At 68.6% G+C, this 17,227-nt stretch carries 19 protein-coding genes and 1 pseudogene; 10 read left to right on the forward strand and 10 right to left on the reverse strand.

Annotated elements, in window-relative coordinates; all coding sequences use genetic code 11:
• The first annotated feature begins 1 nt into the window (after nucleotide 1).
• Nucleotides 2-1,075, forward strand: a complete 1,074-nt coding sequence (locus tag ACXPWS_RS00465) for a prenyltransferase (protein WP_458710555.1) — start codon at nucleotides 2-4, stop codon at nucleotides 1,073-1,075.
• Here the strand turns inward: ACXPWS_RS00465 and ACXPWS_RS00470 are convergent.
• A complete protein-coding gene (locus ACXPWS_RS00470) occupies nucleotides 1,072-2,388 on the reverse strand; it encodes a cytochrome P450 (RefSeq protein WP_458710556.1) in 1,317 nt (438 codons plus the stop codon). The two genes, ACXPWS_RS00465 and ACXPWS_RS00470, sit on opposite strands and share 4 nt — an antisense overlap.
• Before the next feature lie 60 nt (nucleotides 2,389-2,448).
• Entirely contained in the window at nucleotides 2,449-3,099 is a 651-nt protein-coding gene (locus ACXPWS_RS00475) for a class I SAM-dependent methyltransferase (protein WP_458710557.1), read from the reverse strand.
• Between the two features lie 53 nt (nucleotides 3,100-3,152).
• On the opposite strand from ACXPWS_RS00475, the gene ACXPWS_RS00480 reads away from it, so the two are divergent.
• The gene (locus ACXPWS_RS00480) at nucleotides 3,153-3,722 is read left to right on the forward strand and encodes a TetR family transcriptional regulator (protein WP_458710558.1); all 570 of its coding nucleotides are present in this window, start codon (nucleotides 3,153-3,155) and stop codon (nucleotides 3,720-3,722) included.
• On the opposite strand, the gene ACXPWS_RS00485 is transcribed toward ACXPWS_RS00480, so the two are convergent.
• Nucleotides 3,708-4,283, reverse strand: coding sequence for a TetR/AcrR family transcriptional regulator (locus ACXPWS_RS00485; protein ID WP_458710559.1), 576 nt, complete (start codon nucleotides 4,281-4,283; stop codon nucleotides 3,708-3,710). The two genes, ACXPWS_RS00480 and ACXPWS_RS00485, sit on opposite strands and share 15 nt — an antisense overlap.
• A gap of 104 nt (nucleotides 4,284-4,387) precedes the next feature.
• Between ACXPWS_RS00485 and ACXPWS_RS00490 the strand changes: the two genes are divergently transcribed.
• Nucleotides 4,388-5,710: a cytochrome P450 gene (locus tag ACXPWS_RS00490; protein ID WP_458710560.1), complete on the forward strand. Its 1,323-nt coding sequence runs from the start codon at nucleotides 4,388-4,390 to the stop codon at nucleotides 5,708-5,710.
• On the opposite strand, the gene msrA is transcribed toward ACXPWS_RS00490, so the two are convergent.
• The 3 genes and pseudogenes from msrA to ACXPWS_RS00505 form a co-directional block, all read right to left on the reverse strand.
• On the reverse strand, nucleotides 5,707-6,219 hold the full coding sequence (gene msrA, locus ACXPWS_RS00495; protein WP_458710561.1) for a peptide-methionine (S)-S-oxide reductase MsrA: 513 nt from the start codon (nucleotides 6,217-6,219) through the stop codon (nucleotides 5,707-5,709). The genes ACXPWS_RS00490 and msrA overlap by 4 nt on opposite strands.
• On the reverse strand, nucleotides 6,216-6,668 hold the full coding sequence (gene msrB, locus ACXPWS_RS00500) for a peptide-methionine (R)-S-oxide reductase MsrB (RefSeq protein WP_458713777.1): 453 nt from the start codon (nucleotides 6,666-6,668) through the stop codon (nucleotides 6,216-6,218). Before msrB ends, msrA begins: the two co-directional genes overlap by 4 nt.
• 475 nt (nucleotides 6,669-7,143) lie before the next feature.
• A pseudogene (locus ACXPWS_RS00505) lies at nucleotides 7,144-7,626 on the reverse strand (alpha/beta fold hydrolase); the annotation flags it as partial.
• 82 nt (nucleotides 7,627-7,708) lie between these two features.
• Between ACXPWS_RS00505 and ACXPWS_RS00510 the strand changes: the two are divergent.
• From ACXPWS_RS00510 to ACXPWS_RS00530, 5 genes are all read left to right on the forward strand, one after another.
• Complete coding sequence (locus tag ACXPWS_RS00510) at nucleotides 7,709-8,518, forward strand: DUF4349 domain-containing protein (RefSeq protein ID WP_458713778.1); 810 nt, start codon at nucleotides 7,709-7,711, stop codon at nucleotides 8,516-8,518.
• A 42-nt stretch (nucleotides 8,519-8,560) separates the two neighbouring features.
• Complete coding sequence (locus tag ACXPWS_RS00515; RefSeq protein ID WP_458710562.1) at nucleotides 8,561-9,067, forward strand: nuclear transport factor 2 family protein; 507 nt, start codon at nucleotides 8,561-8,563, stop codon at nucleotides 9,065-9,067.
• Nucleotides 9,064-10,110, forward strand: a complete 1,047-nt coding sequence (locus ACXPWS_RS00520; protein WP_458710563.1) for an NAD-dependent epimerase/dehydratase family protein — start codon at nucleotides 9,064-9,066, stop codon at nucleotides 10,108-10,110. Before ACXPWS_RS00515 ends, ACXPWS_RS00520 begins: the two co-directional genes overlap by 4 nt.
• A gap of 107 nt (nucleotides 10,111-10,217) precedes the next feature.
• Nucleotides 10,218-10,991: a class I SAM-dependent methyltransferase gene (locus tag ACXPWS_RS00525; protein WP_458713779.1), complete on the forward strand. Its 774-nt coding sequence runs from the start codon at nucleotides 10,218-10,220 to the stop codon at nucleotides 10,989-10,991.
• A 74-nt stretch (nucleotides 10,992-11,065) separates the two neighbouring features.
• Entirely contained in the window at nucleotides 11,066-12,454 is a 1,389-nt protein-coding gene (locus ACXPWS_RS00530; protein ID WP_458710564.1) for an NAD(P)/FAD-dependent oxidoreductase, read from the forward strand.
• 3 nt (nucleotides 12,455-12,457) lie between these two features.
• Here the strand turns inward: ACXPWS_RS00530 and ACXPWS_RS00535 are convergent, their stop codons facing one another.
• Complete coding sequence (locus ACXPWS_RS00535) at nucleotides 12,458-13,432, reverse strand: aldo/keto reductase (protein WP_458710565.1); 975 nt, start codon at nucleotides 13,430-13,432, stop codon at nucleotides 12,458-12,460.
• An 84-nt stretch (nucleotides 13,433-13,516) separates the two neighbouring features.
• A complete protein-coding gene (locus ACXPWS_RS00540) occupies nucleotides 13,517-13,990 on the reverse strand; it encodes an SRPBCC family protein (RefSeq protein WP_458710566.1) in 474 nt (157 codons plus the stop codon).
• A 66-nt stretch (nucleotides 13,991-14,056) separates the two neighbouring features.
• Here ACXPWS_RS00540 and ACXPWS_RS00545 point away from each other — a divergent pair, with 66 nt between their 5' ends.
• Entirely contained in the window at nucleotides 14,057-14,416 is a 360-nt protein-coding gene (locus ACXPWS_RS00545; RefSeq protein ID WP_458710567.1) for a DUF427 domain-containing protein, read from the forward strand.
• Nucleotides 14,417-14,426: 10 nt separating this feature from the next.
• Complete coding sequence (locus ACXPWS_RS00550) at nucleotides 14,427-15,311, forward strand: DNA-3-methyladenine glycosylase family protein (RefSeq protein WP_458710568.1); 885 nt, start codon at nucleotides 14,427-14,429, stop codon at nucleotides 15,309-15,311.
• Here the strand turns inward: ACXPWS_RS00550 and aqpZ are convergent, their stop codons facing one another.
• Entirely contained in the window at nucleotides 15,312-16,082 is a 771-nt protein-coding gene (aqpZ, locus tag ACXPWS_RS00555) for an aquaporin Z (RefSeq protein ID WP_458710569.1), read from the reverse strand. It abuts the gene before it with no gap.
• Nucleotides 16,083-16,206: 124 nt separating this feature from the next.
• Nucleotides 16,207-17,052, reverse strand: coding sequence for a PaaI family thioesterase (locus tag ACXPWS_RS00560; RefSeq protein ID WP_458710570.1), 846 nt, complete (start codon nucleotides 17,050-17,052; stop codon nucleotides 16,207-16,209).
• Nucleotides 17,053-17,227 lie beyond the last annotated feature (175 nt).

A 17,227-nucleotide genomic window follows, 5' to 3' on the forward strand; every position in this document is an offset into this window, starting at 1 on the left:
CATGCGGCGACACGAGATTCCCGGTGTGCCAGGTGTGCTGACGCCGCAGCAATGCCGGCAGACTGCCCAGTCGATTGCCGACACCCAGGAATCCGATGGCGCCATCCCGTGGTCTGTCGGCGGCCACACCGACCCGTGGGACCATGTCGAGAACCTGATGGCCCTGACGGCCGCCGGTTTGCTCGAGCCCGCCCGGGCGGGCTTCGACTGGTGCCGCGCTACCCAGCGGGCCGACGGATCGTGGCCGATCCAGCTGCGCAACGGCGTCATCGAGGATGCCAACACCGACAGCAACTTCTGCGCCTACATCGCCACCGGGGTGTGGCATCACGTGCTCGTCACCGGCGACCGGCGGTTCGCCGTGCAGATGTGGCCGACGGTCAGCGCGGCCGTCGAACTGGTGCTGAGCATGCAATTGCCCGGTGGCCAGATCAGCTGGGCCAGAAGCGATGCCGCCATGATGGACGAGGCGCTGCTGACCGGGTGTGCCAGCATCTATCACAGCATCCGGTGCGCCCTGGCCCTGGCGAACTACCTGGGCGAACCGCAGCCGGAATGGGAAGTTGCGGTCGGTCAGCTCGGCCACGTGATCGCCGACCATCCGGAAGCCTTCAGCGCCAAGGACACCCACGCGATGGAGTGGTATTACCCGGTGCTCGGGGGCGCGGTCCGCGGTGCCGCCGCACACGCGCGGATCGCCGAACGCTGGGACGACTTCGTGGTGGACGGCCTCGGTATCCGGTGCGTGGATCACCGGCCGTGGGTGACCGGCGCCGAGACCTGCGAGCTGGTGATGGCGCTGGACGCGATCGGGGATCATCCGCGAGCGCGTGAGCAGTTCGCGGCGATGCAGCACCTGCGCGAGCGGGACGGCTCGTACTGGACCGGGCTGGTGTTCGCCGACGGCAAGCGCTGGCCCGAGGAGCGCACCACCTGGACCGGCGCGGCGATGATCCTGGCCGCCGACGCATTGTCCTCGACCACACCGGCCAGCGGCATCTTTCGCGGGGTGGGGCTGCCGCGCGGCCTGGAGAACGAATTCGACTGCGCCTGTGCCCCTTACGGGCGGCGCTAGCCGCGTCTGCGGACCCGTACCAGTGCTCCGTCGGCGGGCGCGATCGCCACGCCGCGGGACCGGCACCGCTCGTCCGGTGCGGTGGACGTCTCGATGACGTACTCGCGCAGCAGAGTTCTGAGCACCACTCGCATCTCCATGGTCGCGAATGCCGCACCGATGCAGCGGCGAACCCCACCGCCGTAGGGCATCCACTCGGCGGGGCCGGGTGGCCGGTGCAGGAATCGGTCCGGGTCGAAGCGCTGCGGATCGGGGAACAGCGCGGGATCCGAATGCACCAGGCCGATGGCGGCGACGATCGTCTGCCCCTGTGGCAACACCCACGGGCCAAGCTGCAGCAGTGGACTTTTCACCTGCCGGAAGGTGACATCGATGACCGGGCGAACCCGCAGTGTCTCCCGGATGGTGGCGTCCAGCAGCTCGTCGTCACCCCGGTCCAGTTCGGCGGCGAGCCGGTCGCGCAGCACCGGATGACGTTGCAGCCGTTCCACCGCCCAGGCCAGGGTGGTCGCCGTCGTCTCGTGCCCGGCCGCCAGCATGGTGATCAGTTCATCGGCGATCTCATCGCGGGTCATCGGGCTGCCGTCGTCGTAGCTGCTCGTCAGCAAGGTGGCCAGCACGTCGTCGCGGTCGGTGAGAGCGGGATCGGCGCGTGCCTTGGCGATCAGCCGGTCGACGATGGCGTCGTACTCTGCGCGGTACCGGTATACCCTGCCCCAGGGACTCCAGCGTCCCCAATCCCATTGCGGGACAGGTATGAGCGAGAGCGCGGAACCGAGGCGGATCGCCTGCGGCAACATCTGCCGCAGCCGCTCCAGCTCGTGGCCGTCGGCCCCGAACACCGCGCGCAGAATGACGTTGAGGGTGATCCGCATCATCGACGGCAGGGCCGCGACGGTGCGGCCCTGCGGCCAGGTGGCGAGTTCGGCGACGGTCTCGCGCCGCACGATGTCCTCGAATGCCGCCAGCCGGCGACCGTGGAAGGGCGGTGTCAGTAGTCTGCGTTGCGCCAGATGGCGATCCCCGGTCAGCGCGAACAATGAATCGGGTCCCATCACCCGGCCCAGATTGGCCTCGGTGGTGTCCACCACGGCCGGGCCGCAGCGCAGGAGTTCACGCAGCTGATCCGGGTCGCTGAGCACCACCAGCGGACCGAAGATGGGCAGGTCGATCGAGAACGCCGAGCCGTACCTGGCGCGCAGCATCTGCAGCGCACGGATCCGGTCGGAGACGGCGAGCACGCCCTGGAGCGCCCGCGGCAGCGGTGGACCGGGCGGCAGGTGCACCACCGGGGCGGGGGTATGTGTGGTCATCGCGCCGCGCACGGTAGACCGCCGAAACGTCGAGCGGGTGGACGGCAGGCGTCCGGTGGTTCAGCCCACCCGCTCCAGCAGCCGCAGGGAGTTGGTCACCGAGACTTCGCGGAAGTCGCCGGAATCGATTGCCCGGCGGTAGATGTGGTACGGCGCCTGGCCGCCGTCGTTCGGGTCGGGAAAGACGTCGTGGATCACCAGGGCGCCGCCCGGGGTGACCCACTTGGCCCAGCCGTCGTAATCGCGCTGCGCGTGCTCTTCGGTGTGGCCGCCGTCGATGAACAGGAACTGCACGGGTGTTCGCCACGCCCGCGCCACCGTGGGGGATTTGCCGACGATGGGTACCACGTGGTCGTCCAGACCCGCCAGGTCGAGGGTGTGCCGCAGGGTAGGCAGGGTGTCGAACCGTCCGGTGACCGGGTCGACGAGGGTGGTGTCGTGGTACTCCCAGCCGGGCTGGTGCTCCTCGGAACCGTGGTGGTGGTCGACGGTGTAGATGACCCCACCGGTCTGCCGGGCGGCCGCGCCGAGCAGGACCGTCGACTTGCCGCAGTAGGTGCCGATCTCGACGCCGACGCCGTCGGACAGATAGTGCAGGGCCGCGTCGTACAGCGCGCGGCCCTCGTCGGCGGGCATGAAGCCGGTGACCGTCTCGGCGAACTCGAAGAGCCGGGCGGCGTCGGGCGGCAGGGCGGTGTCGGCGGCACTCATGGCAGTCAACCTACCGTTGCTGGTACCCGGTGGTTGTAGTAGCGTCCAGACACGTGTCCGACGCGGCTGTGGAGTCGACGCGGCGCCGTCTGAGCGCCAAGCAGGCCGATACCGTCGAGCGTCTCGGCAATGCCGCCATCGGTCTGCTCAACCGCGAAGGTTTCGCCGCGTTGACCGTGCGCCGGGTGGCCGCGGACGCCGGCGTGGGAGCGGCCACCGCCTACACCTACTTCTCCTCCAAGGAACACCTTGTCGCCGAGGTCTTCTGGCGCAGGCTGGCGGCATCACCGCCGACCGAGCACGGCGACGGTGATGCGGTGCTGCGCGCGGTCGAGGTGCTGCGCCACATCGCGCTGCTGGTCGCCGATGAACCCGAATTCGCCGGTGCCGTGACGACTGCTCTGCTCGCGCGGGACCCCGACGTGGAAGTGCTGCGGCAGCGCATCGGCCTCGACATCCGGGAGCGGCTGATGGCGGCGCTGGGACCGGGCACCGATATGGAAGTCATCGAAACGCTCGAGCTGCTGTATTCGGGGGTTCTGGTGCGGGCCGGGATGGGATACGTGTCCTACGCTGACATCGCGGCCCGACTGGAACGCTCGGCGCGGTTAATCCTGCGCTGAGGCACCCAATATCGCGAGCGAGGCGGTGATCGCCGGCTCCAGGATGTCCTGCACCGGTCTGTCGTCTTCGACGGTGAGGGCGGTCAGTTCACGCAACCCGCCGAGCAGGATGACCGCGAGCGGGCGCGACACCGGGGCCAGCCCGGCGCGGCGGAAACCGGCACTGTCGGACAGTTCGACGAGCATCTCGGTGAGCGCGCTCATCGCCGAGCGCTGGATGGTGCGCACCGAGGACCCCAGCGCCGGCAGCTCGCGGATCCAGCTGAGCGTGATCTCCGGGCGGGCCGCGATGTGCTCGACATAGGAGCGCGCGGCCTGGTGGATCTGCTCTTGCCAGGGCGCGTCCGCGTCGACGGCGGCCCGGATACCCGCGATCAGTTCGTCGTTGTTGGCGCGCAGCAGCTCGACGAAGCACTCCTCTTTACCGGTGAACTCACCGTAGAAGGTGCGTTTGGAGGTCCGCGCATGGCGGACGATGTCGGCGACCGTGGTGGCCCGATAGCCACGCTCGGCGATGGAGGCGGCCAGGCCGTCGAGCAGCCGGGCCCGAAACGTCGTCATGTGCCCACTCCAGACTGGGTCTTGCGGCTTCTCGGTACCACGGAGTACCGTAACCCACACACCACTGGTACAGAGCAGTACCAACGTATGGGTTGGAGTCGGCCATGAGCGAAGCGACCTTGAAGGCGTCGGTCACACCGCGGGCGGTGCGGGTGCCGCCCGGACCGCGGATCGCCCGATCCGCGCAAGGCATCGCGTTCGCCCTGTTCCGGCGGCCGATGACGGAGATGCTGGTCCGGCGCTACGGCAGCGCCGTCACGATCAGCCTGCCGGTGTTCGGCGAGACCGTCATCGTCGCCGACCCGCAACTGGCCAAACAGTTGTTCACGGCCAACACCGACGACGTCGGCAATATCCAGCCCAACCTGTCCCGGGTGCTTGGCCCCGGGTCGGTGTTCGCGCTGGACCGCGCCGAGCACCGGCGCCGACGCAAGCTGCTGACACCGCCGTTCCACGGCAAGAGCATCAAGAACTACGAGCGCATCTTCGAAGAGGAGACGCTCCGAGAAGCCGCGGACTGGCCTGTCGGACAAGACTTTCCGACGCTGGAGCCGATGATGCGGATCACCCTGAACGCGATCCTGCGGGCGGTGTTCGGCGCCGACGGCGCGCACCTGGACGAACTGCGCGACATCATTCCGCCGTGGGTGACGCTGGGATCCCGGCTGGCCACCATGCCCAGCCCGAAACGCGATTACGGGCGACTCAGTCCGTGGGGGCGGCTGGCGGAGTACCGCCGCCGCTACGACGCGGTGGTCGGTCGGCTGATCGAGGAGGTGCGCGCCGACCCGGGACTGGCGGACCGCGACGATGTCCTGGCGCTGTTGCTGCGCAGTACCTACGAGGACGAGACGGTGATGTCCGGACAGGACATCGCCGACGAACTGCTGACACTGCTGGCCGCGGGGCATGAGACGACGGCGTCCACTCTGGCATGGGTTTTCGAGCGGATCAGTCGCCATCCGCAGGTGCTGGCCCGACTCGTCGAGGAGGCCGCCGGCGACTCGAACGAATACCGCCAAGCCGTCATCCTGGAAACTCAGCGCGCCCGCACCGTGATCGACTTCGCGGGCCGGCACGTTCATTCGCCGACCTTCGAGCTCGGGGAATGGGTTGTGCCGCAAGGTCATACCATCATGGTCAGCCTGTCCCAGCTGCACCAGCGCGAGTTCGCCGCCGCCGACCGCTTCGATCCGGAGCGGTTCATGGGGACACGCCCGCCGTTGGCCTGGGCGGCCTACGGCGGCGGCACCCGGCGCTGCGTCGGCGCCGTTTTCGCCAATGTGGAGATGGACGTCGTGCTGCGCACGGTGCTGCGGCACTTCACCATCGCCACCACCACCGCGCCCGCTGAGAAGGTGCACTCCCGTGGAGTCGCCTTCACACCGAAACGCGGTGGCCGGGTGACGCTGGCCCGCAGGAGCTAGCTGATCTCGGCCCGCTTGGGTAGCTTCCAGCCGGGCCGCGGGAAATGGCAGGTGTAGCCCGACGGGTAGCGCACCAGATAGTCCTGGTGCTCGGGCTCGGCCTCCCAGAAGTCGGCCTCGGGCACGACCTCGGTCACCACCCTGCCGGGCCACAAACCCGACGCGTCCACATCGGCGATGGTGTCCAGTGCCACCTGCTTCTGGTCATCATCGACATAGAAGATCGCCGACCGGTAGCTGCTGCCGACATCATTGCCCTGCCGGTCCTTGGTGGACGGATCGTGGATCTGGAAGAAAAACTCCAGCAGTGCGCGGAAATCGGTCGACGCGGGGTCGTAGATGATCTCGATCGCCTCGGCATGGCCGGGATGATTGCGGTAGGTCGGGTGATCGTTCGTCCCGCCGGTGTAACCCACTCGGGTGGACACCACTCCCGGTTGCTTGCGGATCAGATCCTGCATGCCCCAGAAGCAGCCGCCCGCCAGAATCGCCTTCTGGTTGTTGTTCACTTGTCCTCCTGCGTCGTGAAAAGCGTCCGATACTCGCCATAGCCCTGCGCCTCGAGGTCATCGAGGTGGATGAACTTCAGCGAAGCCGAGTTGATGCAGTAGCGCAACCCTCCGCGGTCGCGGGGACCGTCGGTGAACAGGTGGCCGAGGTGGCTGTCGGCGCCTGCCGAACGCACTTCGGTTCTGATCATCAGGTGCGAGAAGTCGCGCTTGGCCACCACGTTCTCGGACTGGATGGGTTTGGTGAAGCTGGGCCATCCGCTGCCGCTGTCGAACTTGTCGACCGAGGCGAACAACGGCTCGCCCGACACCACGTCCACATAGATACCCGGTTCGTGGTTGTCCCAATACTCGCCGGTGAACGCCCGCTCGGTGCCGTCGCGCTGGGTCACCCGGTACTGCTCCGGGGTCAGGGCGTCCACCGCTGCGGGGTTTTTGTGAAATTGCATGTGCCTCCTTTGCGTGGCACATGTACAACCCCGCTGACGTGCGGTTAGTTCCCGGCGGTGCCCGCGCGACGACCCCGGTGATCTGGTCGGCGACGGCCTGCGGCTGATAGAGCATCTGGTTGTGGCCGGTGCCGGGGATGATCACGTTGGTGGTGCCCAGCGCGGCGGCCAGCAGGTCGTTGGCCCCGTGTATCTGCGCCTGCGTGTAGTTGTCCGGCTTCAACACCCACGGCGGCGCGAACTTGTCCGCGCTCAGCACGATGGCGGGCACCCGGGGCAGCGGGGGTGCCGCGGCGATCTGCGCGAAGGCGTCGTCGGCCAGGATCGCCTCGGGGCTCTGCGGGTCGACCACCATGCCGTCGGTGTCGAAGGCGGCATTCTGATCCGGCCGGCCCAGCGCCATCAGGAACTCCGAGGTCGGCTCGGAGAACACCATTCCGCTGACCAGTTCGGGATGTGTGCGGGCCAGCAGATCCAGGATCAACGCGCCGTAGGAATGCGCGACGAACATCATGGGTGTCCGAAGGTGTGCTGCGGCAATGAGTTTCACCACGTCGTCGACGTCGTCGCGCAGGTGGTGGGGTTGCGGTACCGGGGTGGATCGGTCGTTGCCGTCCGGGCGGGTGCCGGGGCGATCGTAGGTGCAGATCGCGGTGGTCTCGGCGACCAGCGGCTGCACCGAGACCGGGCTCAGCGCCGGCTGCGCCTCGTCGATCACGTCGTACGGGGACGACCGGGCCGGGTCGTCGGGCGGCACCGCGGCGTTCCAGGCCTGCGCGTAACTGCCCTTGCCGGGGATGACGAACACCGTCGGGGCGCCGGAGCCCTGACAGTCCAGGAACAGCGAATGGCCACCGCCGATGGGGATCAGGCCGGAGGTGTCGGCGGCTGCGTTCGGCAGACCGGCGCCGGAGGCGACGATGAGCACGGCGGCGACCAGGATCGGCCGGATCCACATCCGGTCACGATACGTCCAGCGCACTCACAGCTATGGGTACATTCGGTTTATGGCAAAAGCCCTGGCTCTGGTCCTTCTCCTGGTGGCGCTCACCGGATGCGCGGGGGGAGCGCCGGCGCGGGACTCCGTGGCACCGATGGCCGGTGCACCCGAATCCAAGATGTCCGATGCCGGCGGTGGCCCACCACTTGCCCCACCCGGTGCACCTGCACCGCAGGTGCAGCGCGACGTCATCAAGACCGCGACCGTCACGATGACCGCCGCCGACGTACCGGCCACGGCGGACAAGGCCGCCGCGATCGCGACCACCGCGGGCGGCCGCGTCGACAACCGGTCCGAGGACGCTGGTTCGGGTACCGGGCGCGCGCACGTGTCGCTGGTGCTGCGGGTACCCGCGGCCAAACTCGATGCGGCACTGGGTGACCTCAAGAAGCTCGGCACCGTGGAGAGCGTGCAGATCAGCTCCGACGACGTCACCGCGCAGCGGGTGGACCTGGACGCGCGCATCACCGCGTTGCAGACATCGGTGGATCGGCTGCTGGGCATCATGCGGGACGCGAAAGACCCCGAGGCGTTGATCAAAGCCGAGGAGGCGCTGTCGCAACGGCAGGCCGATCTGGACAGCCTGCGTGCGCAGCGGGCGGCCCTCGGCGCCCAGATCGACTACAGCACGCTGAACGTGGAGATCCGCGCCGAACGGATCGGTGGGCCTGCGCCCGAGCAGTATCGCGGATTCTTCGGGCAGGTCGAACGCGGCTGGGATCTGTTGGTGGCCGCCGTCGGACAGGTGGTGCTGGCGTTCGGGTTGCTGCTGCCCTGGCTGGCGGCGGTGGCCGTGCTCGGTGGGATCGGTTACGGGATCGTGCGGCTGGTGCGCTCCCGGCGTTCGTGAAAATCTCGACAAGAGCCATTAGAACGTGTTCTAGTTTGAGGTGTGACGAGTAGGTTGTTCACCCGCGACGAGCTGGCAGAGGCATTCGCGCAGTTCGAGCAGACGGTGGCGCGGGCCGCCCAGACGCGGGACTGGGACCCCTGGGTCGACCAGTACACCCCCGACGTCGAGTACATCGAGCACGCGGCGGGCACCATGCGCGGCCGTGAACAGGTGCGGCCGTGGATCTGGCAGACCATGGAGTCCTTCCCCGGCAACCACATGACCGCGTTCCCGTCGCTGTGGACGGTGTTCGACGAGTCCACCGGACGGGTGATCTGCGAGCTGGACAACCCGATGCGCGACCCCGGCGACGGCACCATCATCAGCGCCACCAACATCTCGATCGTCACCTATGCCGGTGACGGCCAGTGGCGGCGTCAGGAGGACATCTACAACCCGCTGCGCTTCGTGTCGGCGGCGATGAAGTGGTGCAAGTTAGCAAAGGCCCTGGGCACGCTGCCCGACGAGGCGGCGGCGTGGATGCAGGACATCAGGGGTGCCCAATGACCGACTCATCTCCCGTCGCTTCGCTCGCCCCAAAACTGGTGATCGGGGCCAACGGATACCTGGGCTCGCACGTGGTGCGCGCGCTGGTCGAGGACGGCGAGCAGGTCCGGGTGATGGTGCGCGACGGTGCCAACACCGTCGGCATTGACGACCTGGACGTGCAGCGATTCGTCGGTGACATCTGGGACAACGCCGTGCTGCGCGAAGCCATGACGGGCGTCGATGTCGTCTACTACTGCGTCGTCGACACCAGGGGCTGGCTGCGCGACCCGTCGCCGCTGTTCCACACCAACGTCGAGGGCACCCGCAACGTCCTGGACATCGCCACCGAATCCGAAATCGCTTCGAATTTGAAGAAATTCGTGTTCACCAGTAGTTACGCCACCGTCGGGCGGCGGCGCGGACGGGTGGCCACCGAGGCCGACGTGATCTCCGGGCGGGGCCTGACGCCGTATGTCCGGTCCCGGGTGGAAGCCGAGCGGTTGGTGCTGGACTATGCGCGTGAACGCGATCTGCCCGCGGTGGCCATGTGCGTGTCCACCACCTACGGCGGAAAGGACTGGGGCCGAACTCCGCACGGCGAGATCATCGCGGCGGCGGCATTCGGCAAGTTGCCGTTCGTGATGCGCGGGATCGAACTCGAAGCCGTCGGCGTCAACGATGCGGCGCGGGCCCTGATCCTGGCCGCGGACAAGGGCAAGATCGGTGAGCGTTACCTGATCTCGGACAAGATGATCAGCAATGCCGAGGTGGCGCGGATCGCGGCCGACGCCGCGGGTGTTCCCGCACCGGCCAGATCGATCCCACTGCCGCTCACCTACCTGCTGGCCGCGCTGGGCACCGCCAAGGGCGCGTTGCGGGGCACCGACGAGAAGTTGTCGTTGGCGTCCGTGCGGCTGATGCGTGCCGAGGCGCCGGTTGACTGCAGCAAGGCAAGACGCGAATTGGGCTGGGCACCAAGGCCTGTCGAAGACGCGATTCGAGAGGCCGCGCGATTCTGGGTCGGGCTACGCGAGGCGCGGCGCAAGAGCAAGGCCGGCTGAACGCCACGCCGGTCGGCGTTCAGCCCGTCCAGCCCGCGCTGCGGCAGGGTTAGCCTCGGGGGGTGACCGACCACGTGGAAGTCGACCTCAGCGGAGCCCCGCAGACCATGCTCGCGACCTTTTACGCCAAGGCGCTGGACGCCGATCTGCCGAACCCGATCCTGCACGATCGGTGGGCCAAACAGATCGTCGACCGCATCGACTACGACTGGTCCCGCACCACCATCACCCCGCGGAACTCGGCGGCCGTGACCACCCGTTCGGCGCATTTCGACCACTGGACGCGCCAGTTCCTCGCCGCGCACCAGGACGCCGTGGTGCTGCACGTCGGCTGCGGGCTGGACAGCCGCTACTTCCGGGTGGCGCCCGGTGCGGGAGTGGACTGGTACGACATCGACTACCCGGATGTGACCGCGCTGCGGGGGCAGCTGTACCCGTCGCCGCAGGGCCACCATCTGGTGGCCGCCTCGGTCACCGACCCGGGGTGGCTGGCGGAGATTCCCGCGGACCGGCCGGTGCTGATGCTCGGCGAGGGCCTCACCATGTACCTGACCGCGGCCGACGGGGTGGCTTTGTTACGACGCGTCGTCGCGCAGTTCCCAACGGGCGAACTGCAATTCGATGCGTTCAGCCGTTTCGGCATCAGGACGCAGTGGAGCAACGCGGTGGTGCGCCGCGCCGGCGCGACGCTGCACTGGGGCATCACCCGGCCCGAGGAGATCATCGCGGCGGTGCCCGGCGTGCGACTGCTGGCCTGGCAGTCCCCGTTCGAAACGCCGAGCTTCCGGCAGGTGTCGCTGCCGTTCCGGGTGCTGGCCCGGGTGATGTCCGCGTTCCCGGCGACCAAGTACATGGCGCAGTATCACCGCTACGCCTTCTGACTCAGGACGGGCGAAGGCGGCCGCTTCCCCGGGTGACCCGATGGCCGACAACCGGCGCCTGCCAGAATCGACCGATGCCCGCCCCTGGTGATGGTCACGTGGTCAATGGTCAGGTCTCTCATTGGTTCGGCACGCTGCCGACGCCGCGGCCACCGTTGCCGGGGGACCGCGACGCCGACGTGGTCATCGTCGGTGCCGGCTACACCGGGCTGTGGACGGCCTACTACCTCAAGACGCTGGACCCGTCGCTGCGCGTCACCGTGCTGGAGGCGCGGTTCGCCGGATTCGGGGCGTCCGGCCGCAACGGCGGCTGGTTGTCCGGGCTGGTGCCCGGTGACCGCAACGCGATGGCCAAGCGGCACGGCCGCGACGGCGTCATCGCCTGGCAGCGCGCGCTCAACGAGTCGGTGGACGAGGTCATCGACGTCGCCGCGCGGGAAGGCATCGACGCCGGTGTGGTCAAGGGCGGCACCCTGGAGATCGCCCGCAACCCGGCCCAAGCCGCGCGGCTGGCCGCCACGCTGGCGCAGGAGCGCGACTGGCAGGTCGACGGTATCACCGAATTGACGAGTGCCGAAGCGGCACAACGAATCCGGTTCACCAAGGTGGTCTCGGCCTTCCACACCCCGCACTGCGCGCGGATACAGCCGGCATGGCTGGCCCATGGGCTCGCCGACACCGTGCAGCGGCTCGGCGTCGACATCTACGAGCGGTCCCTGGTCACCGAGATCGCGCCCGGCCGGGCGGTCACCTTCCGGGGCACCGTGCGCGCTCCGATCGTGCTGCGCTGCACCGAGGGATTCACCGCCCGGATGCGCGGGCTACGGCGGCGCTGGCTGCCGATGAACAGCTCGATGATCGCCACCGAACCGATCCCGGCACCGGTATGGGACGAAATCGGTTGGGCCGGAAGGGAGACCGTCGGAGACACGGCGCACGGCTTCTTCTACGCGCAGCGCACGGTGGATGACCGGATCGCCATCGGCGGACGCAGCGTGCCATACCGCTTCGCCTCACGCACCGACCACGACGGGCAGGTGCCGCAGCGCACCATCACCGCGTTGACCCAGGTGCTGCACGACATCCTGCCGCAGGTGCGCGAGGTGCCGATCGCGCACGGCTGGTGCGGGGTGCTCGCGGTGCCGCGGGACTGGGACGCCGGGGTGGCCCTGGACCGGTCCAGCGGACTGGGCTGGGCGGGCGGCTATGTGGGACATGGCGTTACCGCCACGAACCTGGCCGGACGCACCCTGGCCGATCTGGTGTTGCGGCGGGCCACCGATATCACCAGGCTGCCCTGGGTGGACCACCAATCACGGGACTGGGAGCCCGAACCGCTGCGCTGGCTGGGTGTGCGCGGGCTCTACATCGCCTACAAACTGGCCGACCGGCACGAGGCCGGTGGCCGGGCGGGCACGTCGCCGATCGCACGGGTGGCCGACCTGATCACCGGCCGGCCGTAGCCGTCAGCTCCGGTCGATCATTTCCATCTGTGCGTCGCTGTGATGGCCGCCCGCGGCCGGTGCCATCGCATCCAGGGTGGCCAGTTGCTCCGCGCTGAGCGTCACGGAATCGGCGGCGACGTTCTCCTCCAGCCGTGACACCCGTTTGGTCCCCGGAATGGGCACGATGTCAGGACCTTTGGACAGCAGCCAGGCCAGCGCAACCTGCGCGGGGGTGGCACCGACCGCATCGGCGATGGTGCGCACCTCGTCGGCCAGGGCCAGGTTGCGGTCGAAGTTCTCGCCCTCGAAACGAGGGTTCTGCCTGCGGGTGTCGTCGTCGGCCAGATCGTCCACCGAACGGATCGCACCCGTCAGGAACCCGCGGCCCAGCGGCGAATAGGCCACGAACCCGATACCCAGTTCGCGCAGCGTGGCCAGGATGTCGCCGTCGGAATCCCGTGTCCACAGCGAATATTCGGACTGCAGCGCGGAAATGGGATGCACGGCGTTGGCGCGCCGGATGGTCTCCACACCCACCTCGGACAAGCCGATGTGGCGCACCTTGCCCTCGGCGATCAGTTCCGTGACCGTCCCGATGGTGTCTTCGATCGGCGTCTGGCGATCCAGCCGGTGCTGGTAGTACAGGTCGATGTGGTCGGTGCCCAAGCGCCGCAACGATCTCTCGACCGCGGTGCGGACGCTCGCCGGGCTGCTGTCCACTCCCGCCCGGCCGGTGTGCGAGATCATCCCGAACTTGGTCGCCAGCACCACCTGGTCACGGCGGCCTGCCAGGGCCCGGCCGACCAGCTCCTCGTTGACGTAAGGGCCGTACACCTCGGCGGTGTCGATCAGCGTGACACCGAGATCGACGGCGCGGTGGATGGTGCGGACCGATTCCTCGTCGTCACGTCCGGCGCTGCCGTAGGCGAACGACATACCCATGGTGCCCAGGCCGATACGGCCGACCACGAGGTCGCCCAGTTTCGCTTGTTCCATCGAAAAGTCCTTTCCTCGCCCACCAGTGAACGCCACCGTGCACCGAGGCGACAGGACCTGCTGGAACAGGTACTGCCAGGTCCCCTATCCGGCGGACTCGGCCGTGGCCTTCAGCCGAGCCAAGGTGAGCTTGATGTGCTCGGCATTGGCGCTGGTCCGGTCCGAGATACCGGTCGCCAGTCCGGCCAGTGGTTTGAACCAGCCCGGCCGATGGTCCCAGGTCTGCTCGGTGACGGTGCAACCGCCGTCGGTGGCCACGATGTCGTAGCGCCAGTGCGCGATCGGCAGGCCCGTCGACCGCACATCGAAGGCGAAGGTGCGGCCCGGCTCGGCGGCCGTCACCGTGCACTTGGTGGTCCAGGTCTTCGACCCGTTGCGATTGTGGCCCTTGAACACCGCGCCCGGGGCCGCCGCGGCGCCGGCCACCCACTCCATTGCGTGGGTCTCCTCGGCCAGTGCGGCCATCGCCTGCAAGTCGGTGATCAGCGCGTACACCGCGTCGGGTGGGGCGGCGATGGTGACCTCAGCGCTTGCGGCGGCCGGACCGGATGTAGCCATGCCGATGATGCTAAACCCCGGTAAGTGTCGGGAATCACACACCGGCTGCCGCACGTTGTTGACGGTATGACCGAACGCCCTGTGCTCGAGCCCAGCCCGGCGCATCCCATCACCATCACCCCCACCGGACGGCGCGTCACCGTGCGCGTCAACGGGGACGTCGTCGCCGACACCGAGGACGCGCTGACGTTGCAGGAATCGACCTACCCGGCGGTGCAGTACCTGCCGCTGACCGACGTCGCGCCCGGCGTCCTCACCCGCAGCGACACCCAGACCTACTGCCCGTTCAAGGGTGATGCCAGCTACTACGACGTGGCCGGGGTGTCCGACGCCGTCTGGACCTATGAGCAGCCCTACCCGGCGGTGGCCGCGATCGCGGGCCGGGTGGCGTTCTACCCGGACAAGACGGACATCCAACTCCTCTAACCTTGGAGCGGTGCCCACCAGCAGTGTGGCCTTCACCGGTCCCGTCAGCCCGGGTCTGACACTCGCGCCGCTGCGCCGTGGCCCGGGCGACCCGTGCTTCGGCGTGGTGGACGGTGTCATCTGGCGGGCCAGCCTGATGCCCACCGGTCCGGTGACGGCACGGATCACCAGCACCCGCAGCGTCGCCGAATGCGAGGCCTGGGGTGCCGGCGCCGCCGAGTTCCTGGATGGGCTGCCGGCATACCTGGGGGCCGAGGATGACGCCTCGGATTTCCGCCCCCTCGAGCCGACGGTCGCCGAAGCCCACCGCAGGGTCCCGCACCTGCGTCTGGGGCGCACCGGCCGGGTGTTGGAGTCGCTGATCCCCGCGATCATCGAACAACGGGTGGCCGGTAAGGACGCCTTCCGCGGGTGGCGGCTGCTGGTGACGAAATACGGAGCACCGGCACCCGGGCCGGCACCGGCGGGCATGCGGGTGCCGCCCGCGGCCGAGGTCTGGCGGCGCATCCCGTCCTGGGAGTTCCACCGCGCCAACATCGATCCCGGGCGGGCGCGCGCCATCGTCGGCTGTGCCCAGCGGGCCGACGCACTGGAACGTTGCCGCACCGAGGCGGGTTTCCGATCGCTGCCCGGGGTGGGGGTATGGACCGCGGCCGAGACGATGCAGCGCGCCTTCGGTGACGCCGACGCGATCTCGGTGGGGGACTACCACCTGTCCAACATGGTGGGGATGACGTTGCAGGGCCATCGCATCGATGACGAGGCCATGGTCGAGCTACTGGAACCGCTGCGGCCGCACCGCCAGCGCGCGGTGCGGCTGCTGGAGGCCAGCGGCCTGGCGCGCAATCCCAGATTCGGTGCGCGCCAGGCCATTCCGGACCTCAAGGCACTGTAGCTAGCTGGTACGCTCCAGCGCGTCGTCGCGGTCGGGGCGGTCGGCGAGTTGTTCGGCGACCCCGAACAGGAACGGATAGGCCACCCCGGCGATCGCCGCGCCGACCAGTGGCGCCAACCAGAAGGCCCACAGTTGGGCCGGTGCGCCGTCCCCGTTGAAGAATGCCACCGCCGTCGAACGGGCGGGATTCACCGAGGTGTTGGAGATCGGGATGGAGATCAGGTGGATCAACGTCAGAGTGAGGCCGATGGAAAGTCCGGCAAAACCTTTCGGTGCGCGATCATCGGTGGAGCCGAGGATCACCAACAGGAAGACGGCCGTCAGGACGATCTCGGTGACCAGAACCGCGGCCAGTGAGAACCCACCGGGCGAGTGTGCCCCGTAGCCGTTGGCCGCCATGTTGCCCGTCGCGCTCCAGCCCTCCTGGCCGCCGGCCACGAAATAGATGACGCCACCGGCCACGAGGCCGCCGAGCACCTGAGCCACCCAGTAGACGGGCAGTGCCGACCATTCCACCCGGCGGGCCAGCGCCGCGCCCAAGGTCACCGCCGGGTTGAAGTGCCCTCCGGAGATGGTGCCGAAGGCGTACACGCCGGTGAGCACGGTGAGGCCGAATGCCAGTGCCACACCCAGGAATCCGATGCCGAGTGAGGTACCGTCTGCGGCGACGAACTTGGCGGCGAAGACGGCGCTACCGCAGCCGCCGAGGACGAGCCAGAACGTTCCGATGAATTCTGCTGCCAGTCGGTGTTGCATGGACGGTCTTGACATGACGAGCTCCTTTGCTGGACATGGCGTCTGTCGTGAGAGTCGCACAGCCGGCGTCCAGGAAAAGCGAATGTGTCCGAATCTTGGCTGGATAGAGACGTTTCCTAGATTCGGGGGAGTCCGCGCGTCAGAGATACGCGGTGAGCCTGCCCACCAGCGCCAGCCGGCCGTCGGCGTCGAAGGCCCGGGCGTCGGCGACCCCGCTGCTGCGCCCGCTGTGCAAAGCGGTTGCGGTGTAGTGGGATCGGTCGCCGGAGATGAGTCGGCGTAGATAGTTCACCCGAAGCGATGCGGTGCGCAGCGGGGTGGCGGTGGACATCCCCGTCGCTCCGCTCGCGCCGGTGGCCAGTGCGGCCGCGGCCACCAACTCCAGGCCGGCCGCGGCGACGCCGCCGTGTACCGCGCCCATCGTGTTGTTCACCGCGGGATTGGCGTGTTGCACGAGCATCGGGTCGGCGCCGCCGGCCTCGGCGACCTGGACGGCCATCAGCCCGCCGAGCGTGGTCGGCAGTAGCTCGGCTACCGCGGTCGGCTCGGTGGCAGGCGCCGCCGGCGCGGAGACGGCGATGTAGAACGTCCGGACGGTGCCCACCCCGATACCGACGCCGCCGTGGCTGAGATCACAGGCCGACAGCGACGTGGTGGTCGCGGCGCCCACGGGCCGGCTCTCGGCGAGTACCGGGGTGGCCGGGTCGGCCGCCAACACGGCCTGGGCGTCGGGAGTGAATTCCATGGTCAGTTCACTGGACACCGTCCAGTGCCCGTCGGGTCGGCGCAGATGATTGGTGAATCCGGCGATGTGGTCCACGAGCACGGCCAGCGGAGCAAGGCTCGGGGCGCCGGTGAACGGATTGTCCAGCCCGGCAAGCGGCATGGTGGCCGCACAGTGCTGTGCACCGGTGGCCAGGTTGGTGATGCCGAACCGGCCCGGCGGTGTGTTCAGTGGGTAGGACGCGGCCGATGAATGAGACACGGCACTCAGCTTGACATGGCGTTCGCGTCGCGACGCGGGCAGCCGAGCAGGCCCGGCCGACGTGCGGCCCAAGTGTCTGATGTGGCTGGTGGGGTCAGTGATCGGCAGGGGATCAGCCGGGGCGCCGTGGTGGTTAAGAATCTGGCCAGGCTTTGAGCAAATTGCCAGGCGCTTC

It is taken from the genome of Mycobacterium sp. BMJ-28 (genome assembly GCF_054404835.1).